This is a genomic window from Actinoplanes sp. NPDC048796 (assembly GCF_040650035.1).
Taxonomy (GTDB): Bacteria; Actinomycetota; Actinomycetes; order Mycobacteriales; family Micromonosporaceae; genus Actinoplanes.
Genome location: NZ_JBEZGO010000003.1, coordinates 97924 through 114324, shown reverse-complemented (window position 1 = coordinate 114324; position 16401 = coordinate 97924). Strand labels below are relative to the sequence as shown.

The 16401-nt window shown below is 70.9% G+C and carries 12 protein-coding genes; 3 read left to right on the top strand and 9 right to left on the bottom strand.

From position 1 onward, the window contains the following. Nucleotides 1-426: 426 nt before the first annotated feature. Genes AB0C26_RS14225 through AB0C26_RS14215 form a run of 3 tightly spaced genes read right to left on the bottom strand, consistent with a single transcriptional unit; the run spans nt 427 to nt 2703 of the window. Nucleotides 427-978, bottom strand: a complete 552-nt coding sequence (locus AB0C26_RS14225; RefSeq protein ID WP_360246753.1) for a DUF642 domain-containing protein — start codon at nt 976-978, stop codon at nt 427-429. A gap of 28 nt (nt 979-1006) precedes the next feature. After that, nucleotides 1007-1792 (bottom strand): SDR family oxidoreductase, encoded by a 786-nt coding sequence (locus AB0C26_RS14220; protein ID WP_360246751.1) that lies wholly within the window; start codon nt 1790-1792, stop codon nt 1007-1009. Next, nucleotides 1789-2703, bottom strand: a complete 915-nt coding sequence (locus AB0C26_RS14215; protein ID WP_360246749.1) for an aldo/keto reductase — start codon at nt 2701-2703, stop codon at nt 1789-1791. The genes AB0C26_RS14220 and AB0C26_RS14215 overlap by 4 nt, the downstream gene beginning before the upstream one ends. Before the next feature lie 89 nt (nt 2704-2792). Between AB0C26_RS14215 and AB0C26_RS14210 the strand changes: the two genes are divergently transcribed. Both AB0C26_RS14210 and AB0C26_RS14205 read left to right on the top strand, forming a co-directional pair. Continuing rightward, the gene (locus AB0C26_RS14210) at nt 2793-3659 is read left to right on the top strand and encodes a hypothetical protein (protein ID WP_360246747.1); all 867 of its coding nucleotides are present in this window, start codon (nt 2793-2795) and stop codon (nt 3657-3659) included. Nucleotides 3660-3705: 46 nt separating this feature from the next. Beyond that, a complete protein-coding gene (locus tag AB0C26_RS14205) occupies nt 3706-4950 on the top strand; it encodes a GAF domain-containing sensor histidine kinase (protein ID WP_360246745.1) in 1245 nt (414 codons plus the stop codon). Between the two features lie 3 nt (nt 4951-4953). Here AB0C26_RS14205 and AB0C26_RS14200 read toward each other — a convergent pair whose 3' ends face one another. From AB0C26_RS14200 to AB0C26_RS14175, 6 genes are all read right to left on the bottom strand, one after another. After that, a complete protein-coding gene (locus AB0C26_RS14200; protein ID WP_360246744.1) occupies nt 4954-6489 on the bottom strand; it encodes a hypothetical protein in 1536 nt (511 codons plus the stop codon). Next, nucleotides 6482-7327 (bottom strand): hypothetical protein, encoded by an 846-nt coding sequence (locus tag AB0C26_RS14195; RefSeq protein ID WP_360246742.1) that lies wholly within the window; start codon nt 7325-7327, stop codon nt 6482-6484. The genes AB0C26_RS14200 and AB0C26_RS14195 overlap by 8 nt, the downstream gene beginning before the upstream one ends. Before the next feature lie 4 nt (nt 7328-7331). Beyond that, the gene (locus AB0C26_RS14190) at nt 7332-9590 is read right to left on the bottom strand and encodes a glycosyltransferase family 2 protein (protein WP_360246740.1); all 2259 of its coding nucleotides are present in this window, start codon (nt 9588-9590) and stop codon (nt 7332-7334) included. A 304-nt stretch (nt 9591-9894) separates the two neighbouring features. Then, a complete protein-coding gene (locus AB0C26_RS14185; protein ID WP_360248223.1) occupies nt 9895-12306 on the bottom strand; it encodes a bifunctional polysaccharide deacetylase/glycosyltransferase family 2 protein in 2412 nt (803 codons plus the stop codon). Nucleotides 12307-12317: 11 nt separating this feature from the next. Next, nucleotides 12318-13370: a hypothetical protein gene (locus tag AB0C26_RS14180; RefSeq protein ID WP_360246738.1), complete on the bottom strand. Its 1053-nt coding sequence runs from the start codon at nt 13368-13370 to the stop codon at nt 12318-12320. A 520-nt stretch (nt 13371-13890) separates the two neighbouring features. Beyond that, entirely contained in the window at nt 13891-15471 is a 1581-nt protein-coding gene (locus AB0C26_RS14175; protein ID WP_360246736.1) for a phospholipid carrier-dependent glycosyltransferase, read from the bottom strand. Nucleotides 15472-15547: 76 nt separating this feature from the next. Here AB0C26_RS14175 and rsmI point away from each other — a divergent pair, with 76 nt between their 5' ends. Continuing rightward, nucleotides 15548-16399 (top strand): 16S rRNA (cytidine(1402)-2'-O)-methyltransferase, encoded by an 852-nt coding sequence (gene rsmI, locus AB0C26_RS14170; RefSeq protein ID WP_360246734.1) that lies wholly within the window; start codon nt 15548-15550, stop codon nt 16397-16399. Nucleotides 16400-16401: the final 2 nt, after the last annotated feature.

Below are 16401 nucleotides of genomic sequence, written 5' to 3'. Positions count from 1 at the left end.
CGGAGTCAGTACGAGGGCGGACCGGCTCTTGCCGTATGACCAGATGCTGTCGACATCCGATCCCTCAGCGGAGACTTCCCCAGGTCGACCACGGCGTCGGCGGTGACATTGCCGATGAGGGAGCTGGTGATGACCGAGATGACCGGTGGGTCGGAGGGAAGTGAGTAGTTGGCGGCGCTCGACTGGGAATAGACCGCCGCGCTGTACCAGAAGAGGATCAGCGCCGCGGTGAAGGCAGCCGTTGCCGCAGCCGCTCGTCCTCGCCAGTTGCCCGACTCGCGGGCGCGTCGCGGTTGCTTTGCTCCCCGACCCGGCAAGGGCTCCCCCTGTCGCGTGGCGCGTCCACACTGGTGTGCTCTTCGCCAGTCTCCGCGGCAGTGACTCCACGGGAAGGCGGTCGGGGCACTGGGCCGAAGTGGCCGGCTGTCAGGCGGCGGGGGCGTTGGTCCTGGGGCAGATGATCAGTAGGCAGGGGTCCACCCGGACGTCGTCGATGACGGGGCCGTAGCCGGCTGGGGTGGTTGTGCTGGCGAACTCCAGGGTGAAGGACGTGCCTTTGGCCAGGACGTACGCCGTACGTCGAACGAAGCCCATGTTTGTCGCCGTTTTGCCTGTCGTGTCGAAGGACAGGGGCTGGATGAGCTTGCCGTTGACGCGGAGTTCGCCGGTCTTGACCGCCGGTGGGCCCGCGTAGTTGCCGGCCAGGTCGTAGGAGATGCGGTAGGTCAGCAACGGCTCGGTGGGGAAGGTGGTGGCCACCGCGCCCTGCTGGCCGCCGTCCAGGTCGAGGTTCTGGCGGCCCTCGGTGACCTGCCAGAGGGCGTTGCTCGCCAGGTCGACGTCGCCTCTGGTCACCGTCCACGGGCCTAGTTGGGTGCCCGCGGCGTACCGGTAGTAGGCGCCGTCGACGTACGGCTGCTCGAAGCCGCCTGCGAAAGTCGCCGCCAGCAGGACGGCCAGGAGAGTGTGCACGATCATTCAACGGGCATATCGGACAAAAGGTGTGTTACCAGGCGGTCCAGCCGCCGTCGACCACGACGTTGGTTCCGGTGGTGAAGCTGGAGCGCGGGGAGGCCAGGTACAGCACGGTGGTCGCGATCTCGGCGGCGTCGCCGACGCGGCCCAGCGGGGTCTGCTGAGCCAGGCGTGCCACCAGTTCCCGGTCGCCGCCCTCGCCGGGGAACGGGCCGGGCGTCACGCAGTTGACCCGGATGCCGGCCGGGCCGAGCTCGACCGCGGCGTAGCGCGTGAGCTGCACGATCCCGGCCTTCACGGCGCCGTAGTACGGCGGGTTGCCCGCCTCCGGGTTGGCGTAGAGATGCGGCTTGGGGCTGACCACGCCGTACATCGAAGCGACCGTGATCACCGAGGGTGAGCTGTCGGCGGCCGCCGTCTCCAGCAGGTCGCGGGTCGAGCCGAGCAGGCGCTGGAACGCGCCGAGGGCCAGGTCGGCGGCCTCGATGTAGTCGGACGGGCGGGCGGTGCGCAGCGAGCCGCCGCGGCCCACGTGGGCGTTGTGCACCAGCACGTCGAGCCGGCCGCCGGCCTCGCGCAGCCGGTCGCCGAGCGCCGCCACGTCGTCGTCGGAGGTGACGTCGCAGCGGGCCGGCACGCACTCGCCGTCCAGACTCGACGCCAGCGCGTCGAGCCGGCCCTGGTCGCGGCCCACCAGCCAGGTCGTCGCGCCGGCGCCGGCCAGCGCCGCCGCCATGACCTGGCCGAGGCGCCCGGTCGCGCCGGTCACCACGGCCACCTTGCCGGTCAGTCCGAAGAGGTCGTTCGGCGTGATCACGCGGACCACCGGCTCGGGTCGAGCAGATCCACCGGCATCTCGGGCAGCTCGCGCAGCACCTGGTCGCGCTCGTCGCCGGTCAGCGGCTTGCGGGCGATCAGGTCGGCGTTGCGCCGCAGCTGCTCCTCGGTCTCGGCACCGACCACCAGCGAGGTCACCCACGGCAGCGACAGCAGGTAGGCCAGGCAGAGGTCGGCGCGGTCCTCGCGCCCGAGGCCGGTCGCCAGCCGGTCCAGAAGGGACACCACCGCGTCCCGCCGGTCGTCGGAACAGTGCGGCCAGCGCACGCCGCTTCCGGCGGCGAGCAGACCTTGGAGGTACGCACTGCGCACGGTCACCACGAGCTCGGGCCGCTCGGCGAGGGCCGCGGCGAGGTCGCCGGCCAGCCAGCGCCGGTCGAGGATGTTGCAGGGCAGCTGCACGTAGCCGAGGTCGGGAAGCGTGAGCACCTGGCGCAGTTCGTCGGGGGACTGCACCGACACGCCGACCCGGTCGGCCTCGCCCGTCTCCAGGCAGCGGCGCAGGTCGTCCCAGCCGGCCGGAGCGTCGGCCGCGCGGTGCAGCAGGATCGTCAGCGGGCCGGCGACACGCAGGGCGGCCCGGCTCGCCTCGACGCTCTCCGGGACCGCGCCACCGGGCGCGATCTTGGTGATGACGGCCAGATCAAGGTCGCCCAGCGCCGCGCCGATCCGCCGCTCGCTCTCGCCGTAGGCGCGCGCGGTGTCCAGGTGGGTGACGCCCAGGTCGCGGGCCGTGGCCAGCATGCGGGCCGTGGCGTCGTCGTCCGGCACACCGGTGCGGTTGGCGATGCCGTACGCCCCGCCGAGCTGTGCCGTGCCCAGCACCAGCGCCGATTGGCGGTACGCGCCGCGCCGGCGGACCGGCACGACCGGTCCCGCGTGGTCCTTCATCGGTTGCCCTTCGTCGCTTGTGGCGGTGCTAGGCTTGCGCCCCGACCGACCGTATTAGATCCGTCGTCGCGCGAAATCACAGGGTGGACATGCACCACGCCAATTACTACTACGGCCACGCTCACGTGCTTGCCCGTTACGCCCAGCTCGACGACTGGATGCACCCCCCGCGCATGCAGGGATACCTCCAGCACGGCTGGAACATCGGCGACGGCCTGGCCCCCGGTGTGCCGTTCGTCGAGGGCAGTCGCCTGTGGGTCTGGTCCGAGCAGGTGCGGCGCCGGGCGTGGTCGCAGGGTCGCCGTGACGTGGTCGCCATCGGCTCCCCGTTCGCGTACCTGCTCGAGATGAACGAGGCTCCGGTCGACGAGTCGAAGCGCGAGGGCACCATCTTCTACCCCTTCCACGGCTGGGAGGGGCAGCAGGTGATGGGCGACCACCAGCGCCTGATCGACGAGCTCAAGGCGCACGAGACCGGCCCGATCACCGCGTGTCTGTACTTCAACGAGCACAAGGTCCGCAAGATCCGCAAGCTGTACGAGGACGCCGGCTTCCGGGTCATCTGCCACGGCTACCGCGGCTTCTGGTGGCGTGACCACGACCGTGACTTCCTGGTCCGCCAGCTGGCCGAGCTGCGCCGCCACAAGCGCGTGGTCTCCAACCGCCTGTGCAGCGCGATCTGGTACGGCCTGCTGGCCGGCTGCCAGGGCGCCGTCTACGGCGACCCGATGGTGCTCGAGGGCGCCGACCCCACCTTCGGCGGCGAGCCGCGGCTGCGGCGCCAGTGGCCCGAGGTGTACGGCTACGACCCCGACCCGGTGGCCGCCCGCGAGATCGCCACCATCGAGCTCGGCGCGGACATCCTGGCCACCCCCGAGGAACTGCGGACGCACCTGGGCTGGCCGGTCGCGACCAAGCCGCTCCGGTCATGGAAAAAGTCCGAAACGGTCGGGTAGCTACTTTCGGGTGGTACCTCTGAAGCAAGTCTTCGGAGGTGACGGCATGAAAGCTCCCCTGCCCGACAACGAGATCGACCGGCTCACCGCGCTCTACGCGCTCGACATCCTCGACAGCGCGCCCGAGCAGGATTTCGACGACATCGTCGCGCTCGCCTCGAACGTGTGCGGCACGCCGATGTCGCTCGTGACCCTGGTCGACACCGACCGTCAGTGGTTCAAGGCGAAGATCGGCACCGAGGCGACCGAGACGGACCGGGAGATCTCGTTCTGCTCACACGCGATCCTCGGCCGTGACCTGCTCGTGGTGCCGGACGCGACCAAGGACCCGCGGTTCGCCGACAACCCGACGGTGACCTGCGACGACGGCGTCCGCTTCTACGCCGGGGCGCCGCTGGTCACCACCGACGGCTTCGCGCTGGGCACGCTCTGCGTGGTCGACAACGAGCCCCGCAAGCTCGACGTGGAGCAATTGCAGGCCCTGCGCGCGCTGGCCCGGCAGGTCACCTCGCAGATGGAGCTGCGCCGGCACGCGATCGCGCTGGCCAACACCACGGCCCGGCTCCAGGAGCTGGAGCGCCGCAAGGACGACCTGGCCGGCCTGGTCGGCGGGGATCTGCGGGCGCCGCTGCGGCTGATCTCGCAGTACCTGGGCAAGCTCGGCAAGACCGGGTACCACGACGCCGAGTTGGCCGACCTGGTCGGTCACGCGGTGTCCGGTCACATCCGCGGCTTCATCGACCTGCTGCACCACCTGACGACGATGGCCGACGCCGGGTTCGGCAGCGAGAGCCTGCACATGCGGCAGATCGACCTGACCCGGATCACGCAGCGGGCGGTCGAGGCGGTACGCCCGATCGCCGCCACCAAGCAGATCTGGATCCTCAACCAGGCCGGCGGGCCGGCTCTGCCGATCATCGCCGACCCGGTGCGGCTCGAGCAGGTGCTCACCCACCTGCTGTTCGCGGCCGTGAAGTACACGCCGTCGGGCGGGCGGGTCCGCGTCGGCACCGAGATCGAGTCGGGCCCGACGGTGCGCCTCGACGACATGGACATGCCCGACGGCATGCGCCCCGACCTGTTCCCGCACCTGTACTACGGCGCGATCGCCAACCCGTCGACCTCGCCCGGCCCCGACCGCGGGCTCGCCGTCGCCAAGAAGATCCTGGACGCGCACCACGCCACCGTGGCGCTGTCGGACCGGCCCGGCGACGGCACTTCCCTGCACGTGGTGTTCCCGTTCGCCGACCTCACCCCGACCGACACGATCGAGGATCTGATCGCGGCGTAGAGGTCAGCCCTTCAGCTTCTTCTTCACCGCGCGGGCGAACTGCTTCGGGTGGCGGATCTTCGCGACCTTGCGGGCCGTGTCGTGCAGCTTGAGCACCGGCGAGTTGCGGTACTGCCGCAGCTCGTCGCGGAGCTTGCGCAGCTGCGCCTCGCGGGTCTTGAGGCTCTGGTCGCGGAAGCGCAGCGTCCGCTCGAGGCCGAAGACCTTGCCGGCCAGCTCCTTGATCCGCTTCTTGTCCTCGTCGACGTCGGCCAGCGCGGTGGCCACGTCGGGACCCTCGGCGGCGGGCGGTGCGAACCCGTCGGCCAGCTCCCGTCCCCGCGCCAGCAGCTCGGGGGTGGCCTCGACGCCGGACATGCCGAGCCAGGTGGTCACCAGGTCGTCGCTCTCGACCATCCACGGCGGCCACGGGTGGCGGCGGTGCGCGGCGATGAGGCGGTCGCGGAACCGGAACCAGGAGGCGGCCAGCAGCTCCTCGCGGCTCGCACCCTCCGGCGCCTCGGTGAGGCCCCGGACGAAACCGTCGGCCGCCGGGTAGAGGTCGTCCAGCGGGAAGCTGTCGACCCGGGCCGCGTACTGCCGGAAGCCGGGCACGTCCTCCGCCGCGGCCAGCCGGAACAGCTCGGCCTCGGCCGAGACCGTGTCGGGGATGACCCGGTCGCCGACGGTCCAGCCGGCGTCGCCGAGCTCGAGGCTGTGGGTGGCCGTGTACGCCGTGCGGGTCGCGCCGGCCGGGCCGAGCACGGCCAGCCAGCCGGGAGCCACCGCGCCGAGCAGGCCGGCCCGGGCCGCGGCGTCGGCGCCGGTGGCGATCGGGGCGACCAGCGGGGTGTGCGCGGCCGTGGCGGCCAGGCCCTCCAGGGCCAGGCGGGCGCCGGGCCGGCCGGGGCGGGTGCCCGCGGCGGCGGCCGCGTCGAGCAGCGTGTGGGTCTCGCCGGCGGCGTCGAACGAGGCGTACAGGCGAGCGCCCGGAAGGGCGGCCAGCACCTGGTCGGGCGAGGTGGGCCGCTCGGGGTCGTCGTGCAGCGGGCGCCACTCGTCGTCGCCGTGCCGGGCGTCGACCGGGCGCCGGTCGTAGAGGCCGGTCAGCCCGAACTCGTTCTCGACGCCGATCAGCACCACCGCGTCCGGGCCGGCGAGCCCGGTGACCAGGGCGGCCCGCTGCGGCCAGTCGAGCGCCGGCGAGTCGTAGCCGAGGACCCGGTCGAGGCCGTCGGCCGCCACCACCAGGTCGTACGGCCCGTTGGCCAGGCCGTCCAGCGCGCCGGCGATCACGGTGATCTCGGCGCCCGGGAATGCCTCACGCAGGTCGGTGGCGTCGCTGACCGAGCGGATCAGCACGGTGACGTGCTCGCTGCGAGCCGCCACCAGCCGGATCAGCTCGTGGCTGTGCGGGCCGGCGACCAGCGCGCGCGCCGCCTTCGCGGGCAGCGCGTCGGCGAGGAAGGCCAGCAGCGCGTCACCGCCCGCGGGCTTGCGGTAGCTGGCGTAGTCGGTCCAGGGCTGGATCTCGCCGCGGACGACCTCGATGTCAGTCATGGTGGTTCCAATCGAAGAGAGACCGCATCTCGGCGGGCGACATCATCCAGGCTTTGCCGAGTTCGTCGTCGGTGATCGCGCGGGCGGTGGCGAGATCGATGTCCTTGCCCAGCATGTCGGGCCAGAGCCGGGCGATGCGGGACTGGCCGCCGAACAGCGGGTTGTCACCCTCGAGCGCCATCGCGTCGCCGTAGACGGCCGGCTCGCACCCGGCCGCGACACCGTAGAAGATCGCCGTGGCGAGCCGGTTGGAGGCCACCCGCTTGAACCGGCGGAACGCGGCCAGCTGCTTGTAGAGGAACTTGCGGTCGGTGCCCTCGTAGTTCCATCCGCGCTTGCCGAAGCAGATGACCTTGAAGCCGGCCTCCTCGTACGCGCGGCGCACGTCCGGCCGCTCGTACTCGGTGTAGTACAGGCTGATCGTGACCGGCTCGGTCTCGGTCTCCTTGATCTCGCTGATCAGGCGGGCGTGATCGCCCTCGATCTTGGCGCCGAGGCCGCCCGGCGCGTCCCAGCCGTGGAACAGGAACCAGAGCGTGCCCTCGCGGTCCTCCTCCCTCACCTTGCCCAGGTCGGGCTCGAGATCCATGAGGTAGAGCATCGGGGCGCCGGTGACCGCGTAGTTGCGGCGGCTCAGCGCGTGGCCGCGCCGCCGGGGGGCGTCGCTCCAGACGAACCGCCAGGCGCCGTCGAAGAACTCGTGCACCGGGTTCCAGCCACAGCCCACGTTCCAGCCGTGCTGAAGGTAGCCCGGGATGCGCGGCGGGAACTCGTCGTCCAGGCCGCAGTGCCGGGCCAGGATGTGCGTCAACCCGTAGTAGTGGTTGTGGTGATGCATGGGATCAGTCCATCTCCAGGTGCAGGATGCCACTGCGGGCCCGCAGGATCAGCTTGCCCAGCCGGCGGGGGAGCCGGCTCACCAGGAAGCTGTCGGCCTGTACGGCGTACGGCGTACCGCCCTCCGGCGAGGCGAACAGGGCCCAGTTCAGATCCTCACCCTCGGACAGGTCGTCCAGTCTCGTCGACACCGTCCATCGCTCGTCATCGAGGGTGACCTGTGCCGGCGCGTCGATCCCGTCGTCCGAGTTCGGCAGGAAGCGGCGCCAGGTGATCCGGCTGTAGTCGGTGCCGGCCCAGCGCGGACCGGACACGCTCAGATAGGTGGCGTCCGGAACCGCCACGACGTCGTCGGCGAAGACCTGCGCCGGCGCCTCGATCAGGTTGAGGTACATGCCGGGGGAGCGGCTCACCGCGACCACCCGGCCCCCGCGCTCGGCCAGCACACCCCGGTCGAGGCCGGTGATCGACATCATGAACTGGTTCTTGCCGTCGTGCATGCGGGGCACCAGGACCGTACGCAGCAGGAACGGGTCGTCGGGCTCGGTCACGCCGATCAGCTCGTCCAGCGGCACCCGGGCCGTGAAGTCGTCCATGGCGCTCTGCCGGACCCGCTGGATCGGCACGTTGATGGCGCCGAGCGAGTGGCTCAGGCGCAGCTCGGGCTCCTCCAGGCGGGAGGCCAGCCGGCCGGTCAGCACCAGCTCGTCGTCCTCGACCTCGGCCGTGGTCAGCTCGACCGTGTTGCGCCGGAACTCGAGGAAGACCCGGCCGTCGCCGCCGTTGAGCGGCTGCACCCACACATCGCCGACCCAGTCGCCGACCGGGTACTGGAGGCCGCCGGCGGACAGGGCGCCGCGGCGCTTGAGGCCGTGCGAGCGGACCTCGACCGTGATCTGTGCTTTCTTGACCGAATCGGCGAGCGAGGCGAGCAGCTTGCGGGGGATCTGGGTGATGAAACCGACGGGGCGGTCGTCGCCGTGGGTGTCGTGCTCGACGAGCCGCTCCACCGGCAGGTCCCGCGAGTTCCGGCCCCAGGTCAGCGCGACCCGGATCTCCGACTTGGCCGTGCTGGGCAGGTGGGCGATCTCGGCCGTGCCGTGCAGCACCAGCGCGTCGTCGGTCCAGGAGAGGTCGCGCACCGCGGTGCGGACGTCGAGCTCGGCCCGGGGCAGCGTGTAGAGCGACGGGTCGACCTTGGAACCGTCGCGCAGGCCCGGGTACTGACCCTCGTACCGCCAGGGGAGCCGGGGGTGCCGGCGGGCCCGGACACCGCCGCGCAGGCCGCCGTCGGCCCGGAAGCGGGCCAGGCTCTGGAGCAGTTCGGCGTCGCCGGCCTGCAGGGCCTCGTACTCCAGCCGGGCGAAGGTCGACGACTCGGCCAGCACCGCCGGGTCGAGCCGGCCGCTGAGCCGCTTGCCCAGGGCGAGCAGCGGGGTCATCTCGTGGTCGGCCGCCGAGGCGAACGACTGCACGATGGTGGTCAGGTCGACCGTGGCCAGGTGACGGTGCACCTCGCCGCGCAGTTCGGGAGCGCGCTTGTCGACCAGGTCGAGCACCATCTCGGCCGAGACGACCCGGTCCTCGATGTTGGCGAACTGGAACTTGAGCTGGGTGATCGACTCGCCCGACTCGCGCTCGCGCCAGTAGTAGACCGGCACGGCGAGGCAGTCGACGGTCACGGCGTCGAGGTGGGCGCGCAGGGTGACCGGGTAGTCCTCGTAGCGGATCGCCGGGAACTCGTACTTGAACTGGTCCCAGAAGCTGCGGCGGTAGACCTTGTTCCACACCATGCGGTCGATGGCCAGGCCGGGGTGGTCGAAGATGTGCGTGGCCGGGCGCAGCTTGCCGTAGCCGGCGCGGTGCACGTACGACTGGCGTACGCCGTAGGTGTTGTTGAACCGCCGCGCGTTTCCGCCGGCCAGCGACGAGGCGGTCTCGTCGAGGGAGCGGACCATGATCTCGTACGCGTAGCGGGGGATCAGGTCGTCGCTGTCGACGAACGTCAGGTACTCGCCCTGCGCGTGCTTGACGCCCGTGTTGCGCGCCGGGCCGAGACCCTGGTTCTCCTGGGTGACGATCCGGAATCGGGGGTCAGCCTCGCAGTGTGCCCGCGCGATCTCGGCGCTACCGTCCGGTGAGCCGTCGTCGACGAGGATGACCTCGAAGTCGGTGAAAGTCTGCCGGGACAGCGAGTCCAGGCAGTCCCCTATGTACCGCTCGACGTTGTAGAACGGGACGACGATGCTCAGCCGCGGAGTCACCTCGCTCCCTCACCGGGACGTGACAGAGACGGTGAGCAGAGGAGCGGCAGCATGACACCAGTTCCTGCGAGGAGCGCGGGGGACTTGGCGATGTTGCCTGGCCCAGCCAGACAGAAACAGGGCCTGAAGATGAATTCTGAATGAACTTGTACCGTACGGCAGGCGAAGTGAGGCGTACATATCCATAAACATCCGATACGTCTGGTTTGTGGATCAGCGAACCCCCCGTCTGATTCGGTCGTTCTGTGAGCACATCGGCTCGTGCCCCGCCCGGCTGCAGATCCAGCGGGGCACGAGCCGACGATCACCCGGTGCGTACCGGGCCCGAGCCGCCACCCGGGGGCGAGCCGGCTGACGGAAGATCGCGGGGGTCGAGCTCGGCCGTACGGGCCGGCTGCGACGGGACCACCGGACGGGCGAGCGCGCGGCCCGACGCCGGATGCTGGTCGCCGCGACCCTGGCCGAGCGTGGACGGCCAGGTGTCCACGACCGGGGCGACGTCCCGGCCGGCCGGCACCACCACCGCGTCGGCCCGGGCGCCGAGCCCGGCCCGGTGCAGCTTGTGCCAGCGCAGCCGGCCGCCGGTCAGCGCGGTGGTCGCCGACTGCATCAACACCAGATACATCAGCTGCCGGTAGGCGAACTGCTGAAGGGGCAGCCGCCACAGCGGTTTGAGCGACTCCCGGTCGAAGCGGAACGCCACCGCCGCGGTGAACAGCTGGAGGGCGAGCATGCCGAGCCAGGCGACCACGGTCTCCTCGAGCTCCCAGAAGACCAGGCCGTAGACAAGCATGATGTCGACGACCGGGGCCAACATCGGCAGAGCCACCCCGAACAGCGCCAGGAACGGCAGGCCGACCCGCCCGAAGCGGCCCGACGGGCCGGAGTCCCACAGCGCCCGGCGGTGCTTCCACATCGCCTGCATGGTCCCGTAGCTCCACCGGTAGCGCTGGCGGTAGAGCTGCTCCAGCGTGGCCGGGGCCTCGGTCCAGGCCTTGGCCTTCTCGGCGTAGACGACCTTCCAGCCGGCCCGTAGCAGCGCGATGGTGACGTCGGTGTCCTCGGCCAGCGTCTCGTCGCTGATCCCGCCGACCTGGGCCAGCGCCTCGCGGCGGAACGCGCCGATCGCGCCCGGCACGGTCGGCATGCAGCCCAGCACCTCGTACAGCCGCCGGTCCAGGTTGAAGCCGATCACGTACTCGATGTGCTGCCAGGCCGCGACCATCCGCTCCCGGTTGCCGACCTTGACGTTGCCGGCGATCGCGCCCACCTTCGGGTCGGCGAACGCCTGGACCAGCTCGCGGATCGAGTCCGGCTCGAAGATCGTGTCCCCGTCGACGGTCACGATCAGGTCGTGCTTGGCCAGTGCCACGCCGGTGTTCAGGGCGTTCGATTTGCCGCCGTTGGGCACCCGGACGACCCGGACGTTGGGCAGCCGCATCTGCTCGACCAGGGCGGCGGTGCCGTCGGTCGAGCCGTCGTCGACGACCACCACCTCGATGTCCGGGTAGTCGCCACCGGCCAGCGAGCGGACGGCGGCCTCGATGCCCTCCTTCTCGTTGTACGCGGGCACGATCACCGACACCGGCTCGACGACCGGCGGGCCCCAGCTCCAGCCGGGCTTGCGGCGCTGCCGGGCATGCCGGGTCGCAAGCAGCAACAACAACGCCGTACGGCCGATGGTCAGCGTCCCGACCAGCAGGAACAGACCCGCGATGACCCAGACCAGCCCGTCCGCGAGGCGGACCGTCCAGATCACCGCCAGGCCGCGCCAGACGTCGGTGCCGGGGGCCTCGGGGTTCTCGGCCAGCAACGGCACCGGAGCGGCCTTGGCGGCGGCGGACTTGTTGCTCTCGGCGATGGTCCCGTTGAGGCCCTCGGTGACAGTGGTGAAGCGGTAGCCCCGGGCCTGCATCATCGGGATGTAGCGCTCCAGCGCCTGAACGGTCTGCGAGCGGTCGCCGCCGGCGTCGTGGAAGAGCACGATCGCCGACGCGCCGCCGCTCGGCGTCGCGTTCTTGACGATCGCCGGCACGCCCGGCCGCTGCCAGTCCTCGCTGTCCAGGTCGTTGACGACCACCAGGTAGCCCTGCCGGCCGGCGTCCTTGACGATCCTCCAGTTGGTCTCGTCGATCGCCGCCGTCTTCGACGAGTAGGGGAAACGGGCCAGGTTGGTGTGCACGCCGGTGGCGCGGGCGATCGCGACCTGCGTCTGCGACAGCTCCAGGGTGCGCCGCCACGGCGCGATCAGCTGCAGGTTGGGGTGGGTGAACGTGTGCAGGCCGAGTTCGTTGCCCTCGTCGGTGACCCGCTTGGCCAGCGCCGGATGGCGGGACACCTCGGAACCGACCACGAAGAACGTGCCGTGCGCGTCGTACCGCTTCAGCACGTCGAGGACCCGGGGCGTCCAGGTCGGGTCGGGACCGTCGTCGAAGGTCAGCGCGATGGTCTTGGCCGGCATGCGGCTGGTGCTCTCCTGGCCGCCGGTGGTGTTGATGACCGGCCCGCCGCCGAGGATCTCCCGGGGTACGCCGGCCTGGTCGCCGACCTCGGACTCGGCGTGGTCGCCCTTGAACTCGGCGTTCACGTACGCCTGCACGATGAGCACCGCGATGAAGACGCCGAGCAGCAGCGTGCCGAGCAGGACGCGGGGCGCGGGCAGCAGCCGGCGGCGGACGGGGCCGCGAGCGCGGCCGCGGCCGCGCCGGGTGGGCATGGCGGGAGGGGTCACGAAGGCACCTTGGGAGTGAGTACGTCGGAGGGGGGTTCCGGCGCCGAGGTCGTGGCGCCGCCCGAGGAGGTGCCGGATCCGCCACCGCTCGTGCCCGACCCCCCTCCGCTGCCGCCCGAAGTCGAGCCGCCGGAAGTGGAGCCACCGGAAGCGGAGCCGCCCGAGGACGAGCCGCCCGAGGATGAGCCGCCCGAGGATGAGCCGCCCGAGGATGAGCCGCCGGAAGTGGAGCCGCCGGAAGTGGAGCCGCCGGAAGTGGAGCCGCCGGACGACGAGCCGGAACCGGAGCCGGAGTTGGACGAGCCCGAGCCGGTCTGGCTCGGGCTCGGGTCGTCCTTGACGGCGCTTCCGCCGCCGCCACCGCCGGTCCCGCCGCCCCCGGTGCCCGTGCCGCCCCCGGTGCCCGTGCCGCCACCGGTTCCGCCGCCGGCGCCTGTGCCGCCGCCGGTGTTCGGGGCGGGGGGCTCGGGCGCGGCCGGCGGCTTGGTGGACGGCGGCGGAGTGGTGGGGCCGGGGCCGGTGGTGGTCGGCGTCGTCGGCGGGGTCGTCACGACGCCCGACTCGAGCGGCCGCGAGGTCGTCGGCTTCGGCTTCGGCGCCGGCTTGGTGGTCCGGGCCGGCTTCGAGGTGGCCGACGGCGGCCGGGACGACGCCGTCGGCACCCGGGCCGACTCGAGTCGCGGCGCGAGGCGGCGCTCGGGGGTCCGGCGGGCCTCGGCCACGAAGACGGCCGTCGCCTTCGGGCTCGGCGTCGGGCTGGGCGCCGGTGGCGCCGGGGCCGGCGCCTTGGTCTCCTTCTCCTCGGGTTCCAGGCCGGGAAGGGGCAGCACCGCGCTGGAGCGGACCGGACCGCCGGCCAGGCTCACGCTGATCAGGCCGCCGTACACCATGACCAGCGCGCCGAAGGCGTAGGCGAGCCGCCGCAAGAACCTGCTGCGGCGCCCGGTGCTGTCCACGAACACCGGGGCGGGCTGCGAAACAGAGATCACCTCGGTGTCGGGGATTTCGTTCGCGGCGAATTGCGGGTTTTCTGGCTCGTGCGAAGTCACGCGGCGAGCTTAAAAATATTTATGGCGATCTTGAGGGCCCTCACTCTTGAGGGTGACGGATGATCGCCGTACAAGAATCAGCCGAAATGATGAGCGTCTACGTTTGACCAGATGGGGGCTGGTATGTGCCGCTGGAAAAGGCAACGCTCTGAGCAGCGGTGCAATGGCGAATGAATTGAGGTTACGCGAGTTCGGACAACTGTTAACTGTCGCTTTGACGACAGTGAAAGAGGCTAAAAGCCGAAGCCTATTCGCGAGTCGATATGCCGTACTAAATAAGCTTATTGGCCTTTGTCCGGTTTGTCCAAACGGCTTGATCGAAATTTGAAAGTTCGGCACGCGACCCGTTGTGCCTGACATCGGAGGTCGTTAAGCTTTGAGGTGCGCGCCCCTATCGCCCGCTTCCCCCGTGGCAGGCGATCGGGGCGCGCTCTTGCTTTCTCTCTGTTCCGGCGCTTGAGACGACTCGCGCCGGCAGTGTCGAGCACTACCGGCGCGGTGGCGAGGTCCGGACGACCGCCTAGATCCAGCGGCCGCCCAGCCACATTCGTTGCGACCAGCTGTCGTACGGAAGAATGTGGCCCACGAAGATCGGATAGAAGTAGGCGAAGCAGACCGCCACCAGGACCACGTACGCCGTGACCGCGATCGTGCCGATCAGCTGCCGGTCCGTGCGGCCCCGACCGGTCGCTATGCCCTCCCGTGGCGTCATGATGGCGCCGAGCACGTAGACGACCGCCAGGATCAGGAACGGCAGGGCGGGCAGGACGTAGAACGAGAACATCGTCCGGCCGTCCTTGATGGCGTAGTAGAACCAGGGCAGGATGCCGGCCACCGCGCCGGTGCCGATCGCCCAGGCCCGCCAGTCGCGGCGGGCGAAACCGAACCAGACCAGGGCGGCCAGCGCCGGCAGGAACGACCACCACAGGATCGGCGTGCCCAGCAGCAGCACCTCGCGGGCGCAGCTCGGCGCACCGCAGTCGCCGCCGTTGTTCCAGTAGAAGGCGACCGGCCGGCCCAGCAGCAGCCACTGCCACGGCCACGACTGGTAGACGTGCCGCTCGGTGAGCCCACTGTGGAACTTGTACGCCTCGGAGTGGTAGTGCCACAGGTTCATCAGCGCGCCCAGGAACGGTGGTTCGCTGAGCCCGTTCGCCTCCCGGTAATGCCGGAAGTAGCCGTCGTCGGTGACGAACCAGCCGGTCCAGGCGGCCAGGTAGATCACGAAGCTGATGACCAGGCTCAGGAGCAGCCAGCCGAGATCACCGATGATGCCGGCCAGGAACGGGCCCTTGATGCCGGCCGAGCGGCGGCCCTGCACCCGCCAGACGATCACCAGCGCCGCGAAGAACGGCGCGAAGGCCAGGGCGCTCCACTTCACGCCGCAGGCCATCCCGAAGGTCACCCCGGCCACCAGCAGCCACCACGGCACGATGCGGGGCACCGCCGCCGTCTTCTCCGGATCGAACCCGTTCTCCAGCGCCCGCAGCAGGCTCCGCCGGTAGTGGTCGCGGTCGAGCACCATCGCGGCGAAGGTCATCAGCACGAACAGGCCGAGGAAGATGTCGAGCAGCGACGTGCGCGAGAGGACCAGCTGGAAGCCGTCCAGCGTCATCAGCAGCCCGGCCAGGCCGGCCAGCAGCACCGAGTGGAACAGCCGGTAGGCGACGCGGATCAGCACCAAGATCATCAACGTGCCGGCGATCGCCGGCATGAGCCGCCAGCCCAGCTCGTGGTTGCCGTAGATCATCTCGCCGACGGAGATCAGCCACTTGCCCAGCGGTGGATGCACCACGTACGCCGGGCCGTTGGTCTTCTCGTCCCACTCGACGCCGTGCTGGAGCATGTCCCAGGCGTCGGTCGGGTAGTACACCTCGTCGAAGATGTACCCCTTCGGGCTACTGATCCCGTTGAGCCGCAGGATCGCGGCGATCACCACGATCACGCCGGTGACGATCCACGAATGCGGATTGAGCCAGTTGTCGAGCGTGGCCAGCCGCCGCCGGACGACCTCGGGAACCGCGCGCACGCCACCGGACTCGGGGGCCGCAACGGGCGGTTCCGGGGTGATCTGTTTCTCCGCTGTCGCCGCCGTAGTCACCCCAGGATCGTAGAAGGTACGTCTGAGAGTCGACGCCCGCCGTCGCCGCGGCGCGTCATGTGATGGACTTTCCGTCGTGTCATCCGCAGAGAACGCTTCCGGCCGGGTCGTGCTGCTCGGCGCGCCGCTGGGCAACGTCGGCGACGCCTCCACACGACTGCGCGAGGTCCTCGCCACGGCGGACGTGATCGCCGCCGAGGACACGCGCCGACTGGCCCGGCTCACCCGCGATCTGGGCGTCACGGTCTCCGGGCGTGTCGTCTCCTATTTCGAGGGCAACGACGAGAGACGTACGCCCGAACTGGTCGAAGCCCTGGCCGGCGGCGCCGTCGTCGCGGTGGTCACCGACGGGGGCATGCCGAGCGTCTCCGACCCGGGCTTCCGGCTGGTCCGCGCGGCCCTCGACGCCGGCTACCCGGTGACCGCGGCGCCCGGGCCGAGCGCGGTCACCACCGCTCTGGCGCTCTCCGGCCTGCCCAGCGACCGCTTCGTCTTCGAGGGCTTCCTTCCCCGTACGGGCTCGCACCGTCGCTCCCGGCTGCGCGAACTCGCCGGCGAACCGCGCACGCTGGTCCTGTTCGAGGCGCCGCACCGCATCGCGGGCACCCTGGCCGACCTGGCCGCGATCTTCGGCGCGGATCGGCCGGCGGCGGTCTGCCGCGAGCTGACCAAGACGTACGAGGAGATCCGCCGCGACACGCTGGGCGCCCTGGCCGAGCACGCGGCCCGCGACGAGTTCCGGGGCGAGATCACCCTGGTCGTGGGCGGCGCGCCGGCCGGGCCCGCGGAACGCCCGGCCGACGAGGACCTGCGCGCGGCGGTGGCTGCCCGCGAGGCCGCCGGGCAGTCGCGCCGGGACGCGATCCAGGCCGTGGCCGACGAGTACGGGGTGAAGAAGCGCGAGGTGTACGCGCTGGTGCACCAGTAGGC